At 62.0% G+C, this 19,277-nt stretch carries 16 protein-coding genes; 11 read left to right on the top strand and 5 right to left on the bottom strand.

The annotated features are described in order from the left end of the window. Positions 1-36: 36 nt before the first annotated feature. Together CJD35_RS19370 and CJD35_RS19365 are read right to left on the bottom strand one after the other, a co-directional pair. Entirely contained in the window at positions 37-903 is an 867-nt protein-coding gene (locus CJD35_RS19370; RefSeq protein WP_006953933.1) for a recombinase family protein, read from the bottom strand. A gap of 142 nt (positions 904-1,045) precedes the next feature. Then, positions 1,046-3,955, bottom strand: a complete 2,910-nt coding sequence (locus CJD35_RS19365) for a Tn3 family transposase (protein WP_048938210.1) — start codon at positions 3,953-3,955, stop codon at positions 1,046-1,048. Between the two features lie 183 nt (positions 3,956-4,138). On the opposite strand from CJD35_RS19365, the gene CJD35_RS19360 reads away from it, so the two are divergent. Continuing rightward, positions 4,139-4,450, top strand: coding sequence for a hypothetical protein (locus CJD35_RS19360; protein WP_095687480.1), 312 nt, complete (start codon positions 4,139-4,141; stop codon positions 4,448-4,450). A 341-nt stretch (positions 4,451-4,791) separates the two neighbouring features. Here CJD35_RS19360 and CJD35_RS19355 read toward each other — a convergent pair whose 3' ends face one another. Then, positions 4,792-5,715: a recombinase family protein gene (locus CJD35_RS19355; RefSeq protein WP_095687479.1), complete on the bottom strand. Its 924-nt coding sequence runs from the start codon at positions 5,713-5,715 to the stop codon at positions 4,792-4,794. 322 nt (positions 5,716-6,037) lie between these two features. Between CJD35_RS19355 and CJD35_RS19350 the strand changes: the two genes are divergently transcribed. The 3 genes from CJD35_RS19350 (at position 6,038) to CJD35_RS19340 (ending at position 8,543) form a co-directional block, all read left to right on the top strand. After that, the gene (locus CJD35_RS19350) at positions 6,038-7,036 is read left to right on the top strand and encodes a hypothetical protein (protein ID WP_167383174.1); all 999 of its coding nucleotides are present in this window, start codon (positions 6,038-6,040) and stop codon (positions 7,034-7,036) included. Between the two features lie 432 nt (positions 7,037-7,468). Then, complete coding sequence (locus tag CJD35_RS19345; protein WP_008829214.1) at positions 7,469-8,155, top strand: ParA family protein; 687 nt, start codon at positions 7,469-7,471, stop codon at positions 8,153-8,155. After that, a complete protein-coding gene (locus CJD35_RS19340) occupies positions 8,148-8,543 on the top strand; it encodes a hypothetical protein (RefSeq protein WP_095687478.1) in 396 nt (131 codons plus the stop codon). Before CJD35_RS19345 ends, CJD35_RS19340 begins: the two co-directional genes overlap by 8 nt. Before the next feature lie 38 nt (positions 8,544-8,581). Here the strand turns inward: CJD35_RS19340 and CJD35_RS19335 are convergent, their stop codons facing one another. Then, entirely contained in the window at positions 8,582-9,697 is a 1,116-nt protein-coding gene (locus CJD35_RS19335; RefSeq protein WP_036529376.1) for a replication initiation protein, read from the bottom strand. Positions 9,698-10,689: 992 nt separating this feature from the next. Here CJD35_RS19335 and CJD35_RS19325 point away from each other — a divergent pair. From CJD35_RS19325 to CJD35_RS19295, 6 genes are all read left to right on the top strand, one after another. Next, on the top strand, positions 10,690-11,718 hold the full coding sequence (locus CJD35_RS19325) for an amidohydrolase family protein (RefSeq protein WP_095687476.1): 1,029 nt from the start codon (positions 10,690-10,692) through the stop codon (positions 11,716-11,718). A gap of 132 nt (positions 11,719-11,850) precedes the next feature. Continuing rightward, on the top strand, positions 11,851-12,420 hold the full coding sequence (locus CJD35_RS19320; RefSeq protein WP_095687475.1) for a hypothetical protein: 570 nt from the start codon (positions 11,851-11,853) through the stop codon (positions 12,418-12,420). Between the two features lie 180 nt (positions 12,421-12,600). Next, a complete protein-coding gene (locus CJD35_RS19315) occupies positions 12,601-14,106 on the top strand; it encodes a Do family serine endopeptidase (protein ID WP_174703675.1) in 1,506 nt (501 codons plus the stop codon). Between the two features lie 470 nt (positions 14,107-14,576). Further along, complete coding sequence (locus tag CJD35_RS19305) at positions 14,577-15,242, top strand: YoaK family protein (RefSeq protein ID WP_095687473.1); 666 nt, start codon at positions 14,577-14,579, stop codon at positions 15,240-15,242. Beyond that, entirely contained in the window at positions 15,239-16,138 is a 900-nt protein-coding gene (locus CJD35_RS19300) for a fused MFS/spermidine synthase (protein WP_095687472.1), read from the top strand. Before CJD35_RS19305 ends, CJD35_RS19300 begins: the two co-directional genes overlap by 4 nt. Before the next feature lie 78 nt (positions 16,139-16,216). After that, entirely contained in the window at positions 16,217-17,080 is an 864-nt protein-coding gene (locus CJD35_RS19295) for a DUF7146 domain-containing protein (protein WP_095687471.1), read from the top strand. A 155-nt stretch (positions 17,081-17,235) separates the two neighbouring features. Here CJD35_RS19295 and CJD35_RS19290 read toward each other — a convergent pair whose 3' ends face one another. Further along, positions 17,236-17,418: a hypothetical protein gene (locus CJD35_RS19290; RefSeq protein WP_095687509.1), complete on the bottom strand. Its 183-nt coding sequence runs from the start codon at positions 17,416-17,418 to the stop codon at positions 17,236-17,238. A 383-nt stretch (positions 17,419-17,801) separates the two neighbouring features. Here CJD35_RS19290 and CJD35_RS19285 point away from each other — a divergent pair, with 383 nt between their 5' ends. Then, on the top strand, positions 17,802-19,172 hold the full coding sequence (locus tag CJD35_RS19285) for an IS1380 family transposase (RefSeq protein ID WP_088184704.1): 1,371 nt from the start codon (positions 17,802-17,804) through the stop codon (positions 19,170-19,172). Positions 19,173-19,277: the final 105 nt, after the last annotated feature.

Below are 19,277 nucleotides of genomic sequence, written 5' to 3'. Positions count from 1 at the left end.
CAGGTTGAAGAACGAACACTGAACGCTTGATTGATTCTACCAGGACCGTTGCTGACCACCGACCTCGTAGATATCGGCTTCCATGGAGCAATTGTAGCTCTCTGCGATGTTGAACATCTCGGAGAGGAGGCTTTGGATTTCCTCATCAAGGGAAATGCCATCCGGATCGGGGTCATAGGCGACGGTCAGTTTGTAATCACAATTGCCGTTTTTTACCATGGCGTAGTCGCGTTCCAGCATCGCCTCAATCCGCTCCCGAGCGGGTTTTCTACCTCTTCCACGCTTGTTGAAGTTCTCGATAATCAGATGCAGGGCGATGCTGGCAGTGGGCGGCTTTTCCGGCAGTTTGGTCTGTGACGGAATAATGTCGAGCGCCCGATAGACGGTCATTCGTGAGACCTTCAGGTCGCGGGCAACGCGGGCCTTGCTGGCGCCGGCGGCAAGGCGACGGCGGATTTCATCGTCATCGACGTTCTTCTTCCGGCCTTTGTAAACGCCTTCGGCGCGCGCCGCTTCGATCCCGGCGCGCTGACGATCCTTGATGAACTTCAGCTCCATATCGGCGACCATGCCGAGTATGGTGATGACCATTCGCCCCATGTCGCCCGCCGTCGTCACCTCTGGCTCAAGGATGCGCAGCGAAGCTCCCTTTTCATCAAGCTCATGCACCAGGTTCAGGACATCGCGCGTGGAGCGGCCGAGCCGGTCGAGCCGCAGCACGACCAGCTCGTCGCCGGTGTGCATAAACTGCATGATCGTTTCCAGTTCCGTGCGCCCGCTCCGCGAGGCCCCCGATCCGGTCTCGGAACGGATAATTTCGCAACCTGCATTCTTGAGGCGGCCAATCTGGATATCCAGATCCTGGTCCGTGGTGCTGACGCGGGCATATCCGATACGAGCCAAGTGCAAAATCCGTCACATTAGGGTGGCTCTTGCAGTGTATCGTCACATTGAGCGCAAACCCACCCTTTTGTGACAGACGAATGGTGTCACTCGGCCCTATCACTCTGGGGTGTACCCAAATGTTATAGGCCGATCAGCCGCCTCACGCTGCAAGCCGTCCAAAATCAATCCGGTCGTTCAGGTCGAGGTCGAAGCGGCCATAAGGGTTCACATGACTGTAGATCAACGGCGTGAGACCACGATAATCTTCCGGCGTCATCCGCCCCGCCCACTTCGGCTCAACCAGTACGGTCTGAAGCATGCGGGTGTTCACATACACCAGCGACGCTTGCAGGAGGTGTAGCGCCAGAACGGAGATTTCCTGCTCATGGATGCGGTTGGTGGCGATCTCGCCGCCCTTGCCGAAGAACACGAAACCATTAGCGCCGTTCCAGTTCTCAACCACATTCAGCCCTTCGTGGATCTCGCGGCGGAATGCCTCCTGACGCAAATACCGGCATAGGAAGATTGTTTTGACCGCGCGGCCGAGTTCACTCAGCGCCTTGTAGGTCGGGTGCATCACTTCGGCTCTGGCAAACCGGAGCAGGATCGCTTCCGGATCGGCGGTGCGCGATTGCATGGCAGCGGCATATTTGACCATTTCGTCATATTGTTGCTCGATCTCGTCCCAGTCGATCGGGCTGGAGAGGATCGGCAGTAAATTGGAAAGCCGCGTGCGCATGCCGGCTTGGGGAAGGGCCAGTTTCTGGCGTGCCACTGCTTTCAGCCGCGGGGCAAGCTCAAATCCAAGGAGTCGGCAGAACGCAAAGCCGACTGCGCTCTGGCCGTGGCTATCGACGTACTGGCGCTGGATTTCCATGTCGGTGCAATGGCGTAGCACGCCTTCGATCATGGAGGCGACCTCCGAGGAAGAGCACCGCTTGAGCTGGGAATAAACGCAGGTCGCGCGCTTCTCCACATGCCAGTAGATCATGACGCCACGGCCGCCATAGCGGGCGTGCCATTCCGTCATCAGGTTGCGGTCCCACGCGCCGAACTTCGTTGAATCGGACGCGCATGCCGTGCCCGCATCTCCCCATACTGCGGCATTGCGGATTGCCAGTGTCGCGTTTGCTACCCGCGCGCACGCCTCCCTCAGCGCTGGCGCGTGGATGAAACGGCGATGGACATGCAGCAATTCCTCGTAACTGACATCGGGTGTTGCGCCAGCGACCCGCTTGAGCCCGGCGTTCGTGCCCAAGCCATAGAGACACAGCAAAAGACGCTGAGCCAAGGCTGCTTTCGACAGGGTAACCCGCGAGGCCGACGTTTCGAAAGCATCCATCAATCCCGTGTCCAGAGCAGCCTCTTTCAACACGTCCAGCAGTCCGGTCATCGGCCAGCGCTGACCGATCTCGCTTTTGATCGAAGCGAGACCCTTCGGTTCGGGCAAGGGCTTGAACGGTGTAATCGATATCCGGTTGTCGCCGCGCCACAGGAGCCGGACCTTGTCGTTTTGTGGAATATTGGCATTGAGGAGCAACAGTTCCCGTTCAAGCTCCTCCCGGATCGAGGCGCAAAACGCCTGCGCATCTGGCGTCAGGCTGAGGCCGGAATAGTACGCATCTCGCCTGATCTCGAAGTCCTTGGGAAGATCGTCATCGGGATTGCGATAGCGATCCGCCCCGACCACCCAGATTTCTTTGGAGCGGATGCGGTCGCGCAGTTGCGTCAGGACGCAAAGCTCATAGCTGATCCGGTTTACCCGCCCATCGTCATCAATGACGGAACTGCGCCATCGCGCTGGAATCACCTCATCGATCGGAACATCCTGCAATGGCACGAAGCGGCATCCGCCATCCACCTTGCTCCTGATCCAGTCGAGGGCCGCCAGGACCGGCCGCCACACCGCGTTGTTCGACCGGAACTCAAGTACGGAAAGCAGGCTTGGCAGCATGCGCCGGTAATGATTGGCCCAGGAACCACGCATCACCTTGTAGATGCGCCGGTCCAGAGCGCCCTTCGCATGGCTCTCCTTGACGATCGCCGCCAGCTTGGCCTTACCGGCGATCGGGAAAATGACATCGCAGATGCGCCCCGATGGTTCATTGATCGAGGCGCTGGCGATCTCGACCAGCAGGCGCTCCTTTCCATAGACCCGCTCGATGTCTTTCGCGATATCGCCCACCACCTTGCGTTTCGAGCGCGTTCCGATCTTGTGAACGGTTTCGATCAGCAGGTCGATCATCGCGTCAGTGAGTTGCGCCTCCCGCGACATTAGATAAATCGCATAAAGGCCGAGCTGTCGCGCCGGCGCATGCCGGCGCATCTCCGAGGCCTTTTCACCGGCAACGCGGCGAACAATCTGATCGACCCATGGCTTGCCCGTAGCCGTCAGGAGATCATGGGGAAGATCAAGTCTCTGGATAAAGGCGAGTTTCTCGGTCACGTCGAGAATGTTGTCGAGCGTTGCCTGTCCGGCGTCACCCTTCATCCTGTTGAATCCGGTCGAGCTGTCCGGATCGGCAAGCGAGGCTTCCAATAACGCCACCGCATCTGACGAAAGCCGATCACTGGTTCCGATCAGCCAGGTGTCCAGATAATCTTGCCGTTGTGAGCGAACGACACGTTCAAGCTCCTTGCGCGACGGCCCATAAATACGCCGGTCCCGGCACCACAGGAAAACATGCTCAAGCATGGCATTGATCGACTGGCCGCCCGGGCACAGCTCGCCAGCAATCCATTCCGTCAATTGCGCGCGATCCACCCGCTTCATGCGGTGATATCCAAGATGGATCAGGATCTCCGCACAATGCCGTCGTGCTGTCCGACTGGAAAAGTCATAACCGGCTATCTCGCCAGCCTCGACACCGAGTTGCTCGGCCAGATACGAGAGGCCATCGGTAGGGATTGAGCCGGGATCGATCGCGAAAAACCCCAGGGAAGCGAAGAATTTCAGCTGCGCGGCGAGGCCAAGGCGCGTCAGGGCCGGCTTCGAATTTACAAAATCAATATCGGCAAAGCTCAGGCTCCATCGTCCGATCAAATCCCCGCCCGGAATACTCCGATCCATCAACCCACTCCCTATGATGGAGCGAACTGTCCTCTTCTATGATTTCCATCGTCAATACCGAATGCCACGTTCCCAAAACGTTCTCCGACTTGGCCAAAATCGCAGCTTGGGGCCGACTGGGCCTTCTACCAGATCAACGGCGGACGCCTGGGTATATTGGATGCCGCGACACCCATCCTTCTGATGGTCCTCTTCTATGTCGCGCTGAAAGAAAGGCGCAAAGTGCAGCTGCACGCCCGCTATATTCTCGCGACAGCCCTGCCCCTCGTCGAGCCCATTATCGAACGGCTGCTCGGGCATCTGGCCCCACCTTTCACGTCGTTCGACCCCGCTCACTTCGCGTGGACTGTGCGTGCCGCAGAGCTTGGGGGGCTTGTTGCCGCGGCGTGCCTCTACGCGACGGCAACACGTTACGGGCGGCCGTTCTTCATCGTCGGCATGGCGATGGTCGCCCAGGCCGTCCTGGTCGAGACCCTGGGGGAGAGCAGCGTTTGACCGACGGTATTTGTCGGGCTTGGAAAACTGCCTTCGCTGCCGGTGCTGGCTGTCGCGACGATCGTCAGTGGGCTCACAGTGTGGGCCGGTTGGACTGCTGGCCTAGCTGCTCGTCGGCACAAGCCAGCAGCGGCCTGAAGGCCGCTCGGCTGCTTGATAGGGTCCGCCCAAAGCTGTCAGGCAACAGCCAGGCCCGAGCTTCCTTTTTGGCCTCACGGGCTTGAAACTCCACTCCGACTGAACAATCCGGTCGCCGCAGAGCGCACGGCGCACCACTTCAGCTTCTAAGTGCCGCGCCTTGTGCCGCGCCCCACAAGACGCGGCACATTATCGAGCTCTGGTTAGGCGATCAGACAGGGGTCCGAAGACGCCTCGCGATCTAGGAGAAGCCCGAGCCCCCTCGCCCGTTCCAGAACACGCCGCACGCCCTCGGCCGACCAGTGTATGCCGCCGCGTGGCGTAGGTTCGCGCAAGTCTCTGCTGAGCCAGCCCGCAAGGTCGCGCAGAGACGCTTCCGGATATGTCTTCAACCTGTCCGCCACCAGGCGCGCGACGCGGGTATCCGGTGGCAGGCGCGGCGCAGCCTGGAGGATAACGGCGTCGGCATAACCAGCTTTAACCAGGGCCCTGCAGGCCTTCACCAGCGTTCGCTCACTAAATGAGCGAACGGGGGGCTTTATCGCGCGGATCTGGCGCAAGACTACCGACCAGGGAAGATGGGGTCGCAGGCGCTCTACGGTCGGCAGCCAGCGGTGGCGATCGTCGACCAAGGCGTGCAGATAACGCTCTTTATGCGCGTAGCCTATATCCGCGATTGCCGCCGGATCGCGCGCGCGCATCTTGGGATTGCCGGGCTTGGCGCCCCTCGCCATCGCCGCGGCAAGCCCTGCCCGCGTGCGTTCTCGGATAAGGGCGCGTTCAAATTCGGCAAAGGCGCCCAGCATCTGGGTCATCAGCATGCCTTGCGCGCTCGAAGTGTCGATCGGGTCGTTGATCGAGCGAAAGTAGGCCCCCTTCGCCCGCAGTTGCTCGACGATCTCCAGCAGATGGACGAGCGAGCGCGCCAATCGATCGATCCGCACAACAATGAGGGTGTCGCCCTCCCCTACCCTCGCCAATGCCCTGCTGAGGTTCGGGCGGTCCCGGCTTCCCCCGCTGGCCCTGTCCTCAAAGATGAGGGCGCAGCCCTGCTGCTCCAGCGCAAGGCGTTGGCCGGCCGTGTCCTGATCTTCGGTCGATACGCGGGCATAGCCAATCAGAGCCACTGTCACATTCCATCAAACGGGAGCAATCGAAGGGTTGCCCCCGTTTGATAAACGTCAGCACCGGTTTTGGCCAGCCCCGTCCCCCGGGATTCGACCCGCGGCCCTTTCCCGCGTCCCATGGGCATGCGGGCGACTTGCGGGCGCTTGGACGGCCCCGCCGGCCGATTTACGCGGATGAAATCTGCGTCTCGGCAAGCGACAGCGGGGCCTACCGGCGCCTCTAACGAGGGGTCGCCCCTCGCGTCGGCAAGGGGCCGCCATAAATGTGTGAGCAAAGTAAACCGAGATTGCTTTTAAGCTCAGTATTTGTTACTTTGGTCCCATGGATATCGCTGGCTTCGGACCAAGCTATACGCCAAGGGTCGTTACTGAAGTTGCACATGCGACCGCAGTGATTGCGACGCTAAACAACCGAATTTCCGGGAGTTTAGTGCACTCGGCGTGGCAGACCCGCGCAGCCTGGGCTGGTTATGCGCGGGCTCTTCAGTTGGAAGGTCACGAGCTCGATGAGATCGACCTATTTTCCTGGGGCTGTCGGGTCACGATCCCCGGCCGCCCGCTGCGCGCCACGAACCGCTGCGAATATGAGGCGTTCGCCCCCTGGCAGGACATACTGGGGTCATCAGACCCCTTTGTCTGGCGCGATGCGCTCCCCAAGGCTGTCGAATTGCCGGTCGAGGCCGCGGACCACCCTCCCCTCGTCCGCGCGCTCGAACAGATCCGGCGCTATGCACGAGTACGAGGCGGGCCCGACCCCTGGCTCGGTCTGCCGTTCGCCTTACGGGACCAGGATCTGACGGCCAGCCCCCTCCCCTGCCTCGTCGGCGGCGCCAAAGCCTTCCGCTTGAAGAAGACACTGAACGAAGCCGACTGGCTCGCGCTCCTACGGGCCCTTGCCGCGCGCGCCGAGCGTGGCCTTGAACGCCTTGACCATCTGGAGCGCCTCCATCGCAAAGCCCGAACGGCAATCGCGGAGTCTTATCGTCCCGGCGCCCTGCCCTCCCTCCTCGCGCTTACGCTTCACCAACCGGTCCTGGCGCCACAGGCTGTGGCGCGACTTCTTGATTTGACCGTGACCGGCGCAAGCAAGTTGCTGGAGCGCGCCGCCGGTACCGGACTTCTAACCGAAATCACGACAAGGCGGACATGGCGCATTTTCATGAGCGTCGACCTCGCTGTCGAGTTTGGCTTTGCCAGAGCGCCTCTTGGGCGCCCCCGCGTGGAGAGGTCTCTCCCCTCGCCGTCTCGAAATCTGGCGGCTGTCTTCGATCAATTCGACGCGGAAATGGCAGCCATCGATCAGCTTCTAAATTCCCGATAAGGCATTTCAGCGCGGATCACCTCGGCTTCTCGTCGCCCTGCACACAATAGAATTCCTTTTGATTTCAGCACTTAAGCTTGTGCCGCACGATGTGTCGCGCGCTGTAACGCGCGTCCGCACCACATTCCGCTGTACTTTATGCAGCGATGACGCTTACCCCAGCGCGGCACATGTCGCCAGCGGAAGCGCTTGCGCGCTCGCTGGCGTGTTCGCACTGTAATGCGCCCGCGCACTCGCGTTTCATCGCGCTGGCACTACGCCCAGCGCTGCCGCATACTGCCGCGCACTTGCACGCGCTGTCGCGCGTATACGCGCCTTGCGTGGCGCGGGCGGTGACGCTATCAGTGGCGCTGTCATTGTGTGCGGCGCGGTGCGGGGCGGGCCATGTTTGTGCCGCGCAGTGTGCAGCGCTATCGCATTACAGGAGTTCGCATGCCCGTCATCACGATCGCGCAAAGCAAAGGCGGCGCCGGTAAGACCACGCTCGCGCTCGCGCTCGCTTCCGAATTCGAGGCGCTCGGCGGTTCGGTCTTCATGCTCGACGCCGACCGTCAGAACAGCTTGCTCAACTGGTATCGGGATCGGATGAATGCCGACAGGGGAGGGGAGGGGCGCATCACGGTGGAAGACGCCTCGCAGCTCCGGGACGCGGACATTGGACCCGCTATCGCGCGCGCGCGCGATGCCGCGCAGCTCGTCATTGTCGATTCCGAGGGCACTTCCAACTTCAAGACAGCCTACGCGGCGATGGACTCCGATTTCGTCGTCATTCCGACGCGCTCATCGCGCCTCGATCTCGAGCGCACCGTGGAAACCAGCGACATGCTTGGCAAGATGTGTGGCGGCGTGCCCTACAGGGTCCTGATCACGCAGACAGGGCAGGTCGCCCGCTCCAAGGCCGAATGGGAGATCGACAGCCAGATCAGCAATGCTCTGCCGACGTTCAACGAGCAGATGCATACGCTCGACGCGTTCCGCGCCATGTCCAACTATCGCATGACGCTGGCCGAGGTGGAGGCCGCCGGCCTGGCCAAGACCGAGAAGGCGCGGCGCATCGCGCAAGGCATCCTCGCCGACATACTCAGCGAAATTCAGAACAAGGAGGCCGTCAATGCCTGAGCCCAAGTCTGCTGCCGGCGCGATGGGGGACATCATCGGCTCCACCCGGCAGCGCATCGAGCATAGCGAAGACCCGGCCGACCGTCTCAAGAACCTGATCGCTGCGACGCCGAAGCCCGCTCCGGCCGCCGCACCGGCGCCCGTCCGCGAACCGGCGCCAGCGACGCTTCCGTCAGGCTATTTCCCGCAAGTCGCGAGCGAGGTGGGCATCATCCCGAAGCGCAAGCCGCAGCGGGGTCCCGCGCGCTCACTGCATATAAGCATGCGCCTGTCGCCGCCTGAGCGCGACCGGCTCGTTCGCTGGTGCGACGATCGCAACCTCAGCCTGCCCGACGGCATCATGGCGTTGATCGATCTCGCGGAAGGGGAGGGGGGTAGCGGGGAGTAGGGCCCGGCTCTTTATGTGAGGAACGGGGGGAGGAGACTTCAGGGCGTCCCGCGCATCGCGACCCAGCTTTTGCAGAAGCCTTCCCACGATTTGTAGAGAGCGGCGCCCGTCAGGGTCTCCAGCTTCGCGCCCATTTTCTGCCGGTAGGCATCGGCAATCATATCCTTGTCCCAGCCTCCGCCAAAATCGCGGAAAATCGTGATAATGCGTTGGTCAGGGCAGAAGTTCAGCGATCCCGAAGGGAAGGGGCGCGCCGAGGGCAGGGGGACGCGCGGCGGTGCGACGGTTTCGACCGTTCCGTCCCGCCTGGCACGCCGACCCACTTTCGGCCGATCAAGCTCCTTGGCGGTTTCCTCCTGATCGACGGGATCCTTGGGACTGAAGGTGAGCTTCACAGCCTCGACAGGCCGTCCACGCCCCGACCCGCGGATCTCGTCCCATTCCACGGTGAAATCCGCGAGCTGGTCGATCTCCAGCTTCGATTTTGCCAGGACATCGCGGCGGAATTCCGCGAAATTCTTGAAGCTACCCTCCGGCACGCCCAGACGCCGGCGCAGTTCCTCGACCTCCATCTTCACGACACGGTTCTGCCGGTTGATGATCAGGCAGCCCAGGTCATAGAGCGTCAGCGAATAGCGCGACTGCAGCGCCAGCATGACGCCCAGGTTGACCCGCGCATAATAGTCCGAGCGCTGCATCACGCGCTTGAAGGCTTCCGAAAACTCGTACTCCACGACGCTCATGCCGTCCTCGGAGATTTCCTCCACGCAGCTCGAGAGCAGGGACTGCGACATGATCGCGGGCTTGCCCTTTTTGGTCGTCGTGCGAATGCGCACGATCACGCGCAAAAGCTCATCCATCACGGGCTGGATGCGCTCATTGCCCTTGTGCGATCCGCGCAGCTCCTTCTTGGTAATCGTGAAGTTTCTGTCCTCGCCAGCGTCAGGCCCAGCCTTGCGCAGCATCAGGGCGAAGGCCTTGCGCCCGGCGGCGCTCAAGGAGCCGGTTTCAAACTCGGATTCGACGAGTTCGCCCGGTTTGCTTACAAAATCGAGATCGCGGCGGCGAATCACATCAGCGACCCGCAGCGTCCGGCTCAGGCCATCCGCTTCCGGGGAAACCTCGATCTCAACGATGTCCGAATCGGGCTTCATGTGAGTTGCATATCATCACTCTGTCATAAAGAGAACATCCCCCCCGTTCACTCACATAGACGTGCCCCCGAGCGCTCACATAAAGGCTGACAGGGGCGCAAACCGGCGGCCCCCAACCACCCATATAAAGAAATTGTCCGACTCGCCGATTCACCGCGAGTCTCGCGATGTCCCCCCATCGCTCATATAAAGATCCTGACCCGACATTCCCCAGTGCAGCGCTTTTTCCGGCCGCATTGCGACATCCCCGCGCGCTCACATATAAACCACCGCATCTACTTGCTTTTACTGGGTTTTTTGACAGCCCCCCGATCGCTCATATAGAGCGACTCGGTTCGAAATAAGGAATTTGACCGGTATAGTGAGGCCCCCGAAAGCTCATATAAACGGACGGGAAGGGCAGGGGATTGCCCCCGATCGCTCACATAAGAAGGTCGGTCGAGGTTTAGGGCCGGCGTCGTACCAAAAAGGCTGGCCTTTCAAGCCATTCCCGTGTTGTTTTGCAAGCCACTGGGACGATTCCCCCGATCCCTCACATAATCCCCCGGCCACTCAGGCAAAGGCCCCCGGCCGCTCGCATAAAGGCCCCCGAGTCCTCACGATAAAGCCCCCAGCTGCTCACATGAATGGGGTCTAACCCATTGGTTCCACGGGCGAAATTGCCCCTGAATCTTAGAATCATTGAAATATAGAAGCTCCCGCGCTCCGCTTGGGCGTTTCTAAAGATTGATTTTTTGAGGAAGAAGTACCCTTGCGCAGAACTGCCGAGGTTGCGCACCATGCCCTGGTCGGCTGCCCCATCGCATCCCACAACCGCCTATCATCCTCGCCGGAGCAAAACATCCTCCAAGTCAAACTTCCGTGCAATCGATCACCGCCTCGCGTCGATCTTGAACGCCGCTTGACTAACGAAACGACCGTATCAAGGTGATCGTATTGCGAATCAGGCGTGTTCACCGGGACCGGCCGATACTGTTTTAACGGGCAAGAACATGCGCAATGGGGCGAGATGTGCAACGAGCCGGCGAGCGCTTTACTACGTAGCGACGCTTGGCTGTACCGTTGCTATCGCCTTTACCGGAACACCAGCTCCCGCTCAGCCGAAGTTCGACGTGATCGATATGCATTTCCACGCCGATCGTCCTGACGATCAGGGACCTCCCGGGGGCAAGGCCTGCGCTCCCTATCCTGAATGGGCCCCGCGCGATCCCGGGCAACCGATGGACGGGTATCTCGACTGGTTCACCGGCCGCCCCGATTGCCCGACCGTGCTGTCATCGCCGACCGACGCGGATACTCTGCGCGATCGTGGCATCGCCCAGCTGAAACGGCACAATGTGCTGGCCCTTGCCGGCGGCCCAGCGGAGGTGGTGGATGACTATCGCCGTCATGGGGATGGCCACATACTTCCTGGCATCGGCTTCGGCAGCAGCGGCACCCTCCCTCCGATTGAACATCTGCGCCGGCTCCACGCCGAAGGCAAAATGCAGGCGCTGAGCGAAATTACCACGCAATATGCGGGCATCGCCCCCGACGACCCACGCATGGAGCCCTATTTCGCTTTCGCGGAGGCCAACGACATCCCGATCGGCATCCACATGGGGCCCAGGCCCCCTGGCACAGCTTACTTCGCCACGCCGCATTATCTCGTCTCGGCCGGTGATCCGCTCCGCCTAGAACCCGTGCTCATCCGTCATCCCAAGCTGCGGGTCTATGTTGCCCACGCCGGCTGGCCTTTCGGAGACGCGATGATCGCGATGATGTTCGCCCATCCGCAGCTCTATGTCGATGTGGCTGTTCTCGACTGGGCCTATCCCGACCAGCAATTCTACCCCTATCTGCGTCGGCTGATCGACGCCGGTTTCGAACGGCGGATCATGTTTGGGTCCGACAACATGGTATGGCCCGACGCTATCGGAATCGCGATCGAGCGGATCAGACGCGCGCCATTTCTCACAGAGAGGCAAAAGCGTCTGATCCTCCACGACAACGCGGCCTCCTTCCTTCGCATCGAGGGATAAGGGGCGGTACGGCGGGACAATGCGCTTGCACGCGGAGTGCCGTTCCGCGACAGTCTCGCTGAGCCGCAGTCATCGCGCGTTCAGCCTTCGAATGGCAATTTGACCTGTGCTTGAATTGTAAGGGAGATCCCCATGCGAACCACGCACAAACTTCTGCTCGGCGGCTGTCTTGCCGCCTCGCTGGTGGGCGGTGTGGCCTATGCCGCGTCCCACGAGCACAAAATGACCGTCAACCTGCCGGGCGGTGAGATCGCCCACATCACTTATTTCGGCGATACACCTCCGCAGGTCAAAATTTCCCAAGCCCAGCCAGACCAGATCGACTTCGTCGATGCGGCCTTCCAGCCTTTCGCGCAGATGGACCGGATATCGGCGCTGATGGATGCGCAGATGAACGCCATGATGCGGCGCGTCGTGGATCTCCATGCCCAAAGCGCTGACGTGACGGCGAGCGAGGCACCGCATTTCGTGTCCTTCTCCGGCCTGCCGAAGGGCGCGCAGGTCCACTACAGCTATAGCTCGACCACCATCGGTCCCAATGGATGCGCGCAGAGCGTGACCTGGACCTCGGACGGCACGGCGAACGCGCAGCCGAAGGTGACGAAGACCAGCACCGGCGACTGCAGCGCCGCGGCCAAGCCGCAGATGCAGACGACCAGCGGGCCGGCGCAGGCTCAGGCGGGTCCATCCCACACGACCTGATGCGGGCCGCCCGGGTCCGGTGACACTTTGGCCGCGTGCGTGAGCGCGCGGCCATTGGCGTGAGGACATCACATCGCATTTCTTTGCGGACCCTGCGGCTTCCGACATCGACCAAAGCCGGCGTAGCCAGTGCTGCGCCGCCCGTTACCATCTCGAGAAAGGAAGGAAGAGGAGAATTTCGTGCGAAATCCTGACAGGATCTTTGCCTCCCTATTAACCACCGCTGCCGCCCTGGGCCTTGTCATCGGCCAGCCATCGTCCGCTGCGGCGCAATCGCCGCCCGCCGCATCGCCAGTCGTGCCGCGCCCGGGCGCGCCGCAAAGCTTTGCCGATCTCACCGAACGGCTGGCGCCCGCCGTCGTCAACATCTCGACCCGCCAGCGCGTGCAGATGCCGAGTTCCAGCCCCTTTGCCGGCACGCCCTTCGAGCGCTTCTTCGGAGGTCCCGCGGGACCGCGCACCCGCGAGGCACAGTCGCTCGGCTCAGGCTTCATCCTTTCCGCCGACGGCTATATCGTCACCAACAACCACGTCATCACCGCTGATGGGCAGGGCAAGGTGGAGACGATCATGGTCACCTTGCACAATGGCGAGGAATATCCGGCGACCCTCGTCGGCAGCGATCCCGCCTCGGACCTGGCGGTCCTCAAGATCACGTCGCGCAAACAACTGCCCTTCGTGACCTTCGGCGATTCCACGCGCGTCAGGGTCGGCGACTGGGTGCTCGCGATCGGCAATCCTTTCGGCCTGGGCGGCACGGTCACGGCCGGTATCGTTTCGGCGGTCTACCGCAATACCGGTACAGGGCGCGCCTATGACCGCTATCTGCAGACCGACGCCTCGATCAACCGCGGCAATTCGGGCGGCCCAATGTTCGACAGCAGCGGGCGGGTCATCGGCATCAATAATGCGATCTTCTCACCCACGGGCGGAAATGTCGGGATCGGCTTTGCCATCCCCGCGGAGATCGCCGCGCCGATCGTCGAGAAGCTCAAGGCCGGGAAGGCCATCGAGCGCGGTTATCTGGGCGTGACCATACAGCCGATGACCGAAGACCTCGCGTCATCGCTCGGCGTTCCGCGAGACCGCGGCGAGTTCGTCCAGAGCGTGGAGCCCGGCGGGCCCGCGGCACAGGCCGGCATTCGCGCCGGCGACGTCATCCTGCGGGTCGACGGCAAGGAGGTGACTCCAAGCCAAAGCCTGTCGTACCTCGTTGCGAGCGTCGAACCTGGCCGCAAGGTCGCAGTCGAACTCATGCGCGGCAACCAGCGCATGACCGTGATTGCCACGCCGGTGCTTCGCCCGAGCGAGGACAAGCTCGCCCGGCAGGGTTTTGGCCGCGATGACCGTCGTTTCGACGATTTCGACAAGGATCGCGCATCCCCCAGCGAAAAGACGCTCGGCCTTGCCGTCGAACCGCTGACTCCAAGCATCGCCCGTCAGCTCGGCGCGAGCGACGTCTCCCAGGGCCTCGTCATCAGCAGCGTCGAGGGCAATTCCGATGCGGCGCGCAGGGGCCTCAGCCGCGGCGACATCATCCTGTCGGCCAACAACCGGCCGGTCGCGAGCGCCGCTGATCTGGAAGCCGCGATCCGGCAGGCCAGGACGGCGGGACGTTCGGCGATCCTGCTACGGGTCAAGGGGCGCGGCGAAGCGCCGGCCTATGTGCCGGTGCGGCTGCGATAGCGCGCCGGTAGCCAGGGCGGCGTCCTCGGTCGAGGGCGCTGCCTTCCTGGTAGGGGAGGGGGCGGGTCGGGGCAGGCGGCGGCTGTGAATGCCAAGCGCCCGACTGGCCCAATGATGTTTCATGCATCACAATTCAATCTTACGAAATGAGAGCGAATGTGCTAAGGTTCGCGGCGTCAGAAAACGGGCTGAATGATCAAACATCGATCGAGAGGCCCGTCAGCAAAGCGGTTTGCGCTGAGACATAATCGGGAGACATAATGACGGCGCGGGCAGTTCGGGAATTCCTTCTCCTTCACAATCAGAGACTGTACGATTTTCTCCGACAGGGTCTCACGGACCGGTCGCTCGAAACGCAGGACCTGGCTCGGCTTTCCGCAATCCATCTGGCGAACCGCCATGAGATTGCGCGGTGGGATCGTGATGTGTCGTGCAGCGGCACGGCCAGCGCTGCTTAGGGACCCGCCGCGATGAACCGCTATGCGCGAAGCGTCTGGGGTCTCGCCGCCTGCTTTTCCGCGCTCGCTGGCTTTGTCGACGCGCTCGGCTTCCTCTATCTTGGCGGCTTCTTTGTCTCCTTCATGAGCGGCAACTCCACGCGGCTTGCTGTCGGCTTGAGCGAGCATGTCGCAGACGCCTTGACCGCCGGCGGGCTGATCGCGTCCTTTGTCGTGGGCGTCATGCTCGGCTCGCTGTGCGGACGAACCATCAGGCGCGCCCGCCATGGCGCGCTCATGTACCTCATCGCGGCCATGCTGACCGCCGCTTCTTTGCTTGCGGCGGCCGACGCGACCTGGGCCGCGGCTGCGGTGCTCGCCATGGCAATGGGCGCAGAAAATGCCCTGTTCGAACATGATGGCGAGGTACAGATCGGCCTCACCTACATGACCGGTACGCTGGTGAAGCTGGGCCAGCGCCTGTTGTCCGCGCTTATGGGCGGCGACCGGTTCGGATGGGTTCCCTATCTCCTGCTATGGCTTGGCCTCCTGGCGGGCGCGGTGCTGGGCGCCATGCTGTTCGGCCTCATCGGCCACCAGGCCATCTGGGTTGCCGCCGCCTCGGCCTTGCTGCTTGGCATCGCTCTCCATCGCCGCGATGTGAACCTGACACCGTCGGCGAAGGCGCCGCGCCTATGACCGACGGGGGCGGGGTAGGGCCGTCGATCGATCTCGAGCTGTTTCACGACATGGTCTTCGATCTGCGGTTCGATCGGCCTGCGCCAGGCAGCAATCTCGAGGGCCGCTTCCAGGGCGCAGGGAACGTCCCGATCGCGCTTGACGCGCCTTTTGGCGAGACGGGGCCGATGCTGTTCCGGTTCGGTGACATGTTGTCGCTCCTCTTCGACTGGACCACGGTCCAGAGCGGCATGCGGATCAGCGATCCCGACCATCTCCTGTTCGACTATACGCGCATGATGATGGGCTTCCGCCTGTTCCGTCCCGCGCCGCGAAAGATCGAAATGATTGGTCTGGGTGGCGGATCGCTCGCCAAGGCCTGCTATCGCTGCCTGCCCCAGTGCGACATCACTGTGGTCGAGATCGATCCCGCGGTCATTGCCCTGCGCGAGCAGTTCCACATTCCTTCTGACAACGACCGGTTCCGCGTGATCTGCGCCGATGGCCTGGACTATATCCTTAGCGCCCCTGGCGCGCCCGACATCCTCATTCTCGACGGCTTTGACAGCCGGGGCCTTCCCCCGGCGCTGAGCGAGCAGTCCTTCTACGACAGCTGCCGACAGCGCCTCGGCAGGAGCGGGCTGCTGGTAGCCAATCTGTGCGACAATGCCATGGCCTTTGCCACGCTCGTGCGCCGCATCGGGGCCAGCTTCGGGAACCGCACGATCGTCGTTCCGGCCGAAAATGGCGGGAACCGTGTCGTCTTCGCGAGCACAGACCCCGGGTTTCCACCCGCGCGCCAGACCGTCCGCGGCCATCTGCCCGATACGGATGTCGTCGACTACGATGCCAAGGCTCGCAGGGTCGTCCGAGCCCTTGCGCGCGCTTCGCTCAAGGTGCCCCGGACCGAGCACTGAATTTGAACGGGCTCTGCAGCCCACGTCCACCCCAAGGAGGAGGAAAGGGGGAACAGGACGGTAAGCAAGGAGGATATCATGCCGCTTACAGCCCTTAGACCGTCCCAGGAACTCATCGATCTCGTCGGCGCCCTCGGGGGCACATGGAGCGGTAATGTCGCCATGTGCCGATGCCCCGCCCATGCCGACAGCGACCCCAGCCTTTCGATCCGCCAGGGCGACCGCGGTTTCCTCGTGACCTGCTTTGCCGGCTGCGCGCGCGAAGACGTGCTGCGTGAGCTTCGGCGCGTGCAACCGGGCCGACATTTCCCTGCGCCCAGCAGCACTGAAGGGCGGGGAAGGGGCAATCCACAGCCCGTGTGGGACCAGGGCACCGAGATCATCGGTACGCTTGGGGAAACCTACCTGCGCGGGCGCCACCTCGTGCCGCTCGTCCAGGGCCTGCGGTTCCATCCACGTTGTCCCTATCTTCCCAAGCCGCGAACGCAGTTTCTTCCCGCCTTGCTGGTGCCCGTCCAGGAAGGTCAGAGCCTGACCGCCATCCAGCGCATCTTCCTGGACCCTGAAGGCCGCTATACGCGCAAGGTCATGCTGGGCACGCCGGGGCGGGGCGCATGGCAGGGCGGACAGCCAGGAGAGACCCTGGCGATTGCCGAGGGCTTCGAGACGGCTTGGGCCTTTATTTTGCTGACCGGCATTCCCTGCTGGGCAAGCTTGGGCGCACGCAGGCTTCATCAGATGACCATACCGCCTCGCGTGAAGCGGCTATTCCTTGCCAGTGACAATGATCTGGAAGGACGGCGCGCGGCGGCCCAGGCGAAGGATTACTACGCCCGCGATGACCTCGACATTGTCCACATGCCTCCCCCCGGTTGCGCGAAGGATTGGGCCCGCGTGCTCGAAGCCAGGGTCGAGAGCCATCAAGAGCTTTGCCCAATATAGCTCAGCGATGATTTTCCCGGCGGCCACTTGAGCAAATGCCCGAGACGAACGGCCGTGATGAGAGACGGGTCGACGTCCTGACACCCGGATGCGGGACGACTAAACAAAAGGACGCCGCACCTTTCGGCGCGGCGCCCTGAAGCTCGCAACGAGCCTTATTCCTTGGCGCCGTTTCCCGGTTCGGTCGTCTTGGGAGCCTTGCCATCTTCGACACGACCTTCGTTACGCAGATCGCGGCCTTCCTGCGCCTTCTTCTTTGCTTCGGGTGTGTCGCCGTGTTCGTTCAGCTCTTCCTTCACGAAACCAGCGGCTTCTTTGGCTTTACCTTCGATGCTCATCACACTCTCCTTCTCAAGATACATCTGTAAAACACAAATTGGAAAAACCTGTTCCCAAGCTGGTTTCTGGATACGCAAACAGGCCTTCAGCGGCCGGCTTTCATCTCCCTGGACAGATGACGAAGCAAAGTGCGCAAGAGGTAACCTCAATAAATGGGTATGCATGATCGCAAATGCAGGGATCTCGCTCATAAAAGCGCAATGGTATCGTTAATTAGGTCAGTTAAAGTTAAGAACAGAAGTGTCTTCGAGCAACTCAAAGCGTAATGGTAACTATCCGCTGTTATTCACCGGGGCGCATGAGGCAGTTGACGGGAGTGGCGTAAGGCACTGTTCTAAAGTAGGAAATTGGTTGTCTACACCGTTCCTGTTCAGGACAGAAAATGCCACAAGCCACACCCGTCGACAGCGAGGTTAGCGCGCCCCGGTTTTCGTTTCCAGCCATCGGGCGCAAGAAAGTCAGCGCCGCGTTCGACGGTGGCCGGTTGACCTCGGACGGCGGAGTTCTACTGCTGGCGCAGGCCGAACGCGAGATGGGAATTTGCGCGCAGCTCGCCGGCTGTATTGCCGATCTGCGCGATCCCTCTCGGGTAATCCATGCGCTGGACGACATCCTGCGGGCGCGAGTTCTGGCAATCTGCTGCGGCTACGAGGATGCCGATGACCTTGATGCTCTGCGCGATGATCCCGGCTTCCGCCTGGCGCTGGGCAAACTGCCAGGCGCCGGCGCGGGCCTTGCCAGTCAGCCGACGATGAGCCGGTGGGAAAACGCAGCCACCACGCGCGAACTGGTGCGCATGATGCAGGCCATGATCGGCGTCTACTGCGCCAGCTATCCGATAGCGCCCAAGGCGGTGACGCTGGATATCGATGATACGTGTGATGTCGTGCACGGCTACCAACAGCTTTCATTCTGGAACGGCCACCACGGCGAGCGCTGCTTCCTTCCGATCCATGTCTACGATACCGCGACAGGGCGACCCGTGGCGATGCTGCTGCGCACCGGCAAGACGCCATCGGGCGCCGAAGCGGCAGGTCACATCCGGCGCCTGGTGCACCACATCCGCAAGCACTGGCCCACAACCCGCATCACCGTCCGCGGCGATGGGCACTATGGCAGACCAGAGGTGATGGCTTTCTGCGAGGAAGCTGGCGTCGATTACGTGTTCGGCCTGCCGACCAATGCCGCGCTGCGCGCCGATCCGGTCATCGTTGCAGCCGCCGATGCCTGTGCAGTCAAGCGCGCCGAGGAAGATCGGGCCGTCCTGCGCAATTATGCCGAGACCCGCTACGGTGCTAAAAGTTGGAAATGCCAGCGCCGCGTCGCCGCCCGGATCGAGGCCAGCAAGCTCGGCATGGACATCCGCTACGTCGTGACCTCCCTGACGGACGGCTCGGCCGAATACATCTATGACACACTCTACTGCGCTCGTGGTCAGGCCGAGAACCTGATCAAACGGCATAAGACCCAACTCGCCAGCGACCGCACCTCGTGCCGCTCGGCCAACGCCAACCAGATGCGCTTGATCCTGCATACTGCTGCTTACTGGCTGATGTGGCGCATCCAGCAGGCGATCCCCAGGACAACGGCTCTCGCCGTTGCAGAGTTCGCCACCTTGCGCTTGCGGCTGCTCAAGGTCGCCGCCCGCGTCATCGAGACTGCCACGCGCATCCGTGTCGCCTTTGCGTCAGCCTGCCCCGATGCCAACGTGTTCAAGGCCATCGCCATCAGCCTCCGGCCAGCACCTACATAGTCAGCGCGGCCGTGCCGCACAAAGCCTGAGCCCTCGTCCATCAACCTTGAAAAGCCAATTGATCCTGACTCGGTGAAAATGCCGACGATGGCGCTCGCCCTGATT

Origin of the sequence: Sphingobium xenophagum (genome assembly GCF_002288285.1) — a bacterium.
GTDB lineage: Bacteria > Pseudomonadota > Alphaproteobacteria > Sphingomonadales > Sphingomonadaceae > Sphingobium > Sphingobium xenophagum.
The sequence above is the reverse complement of the archived record's forward strand: the minus strand, read 5'-3'. Positions and strand labels throughout refer to the sequence as shown.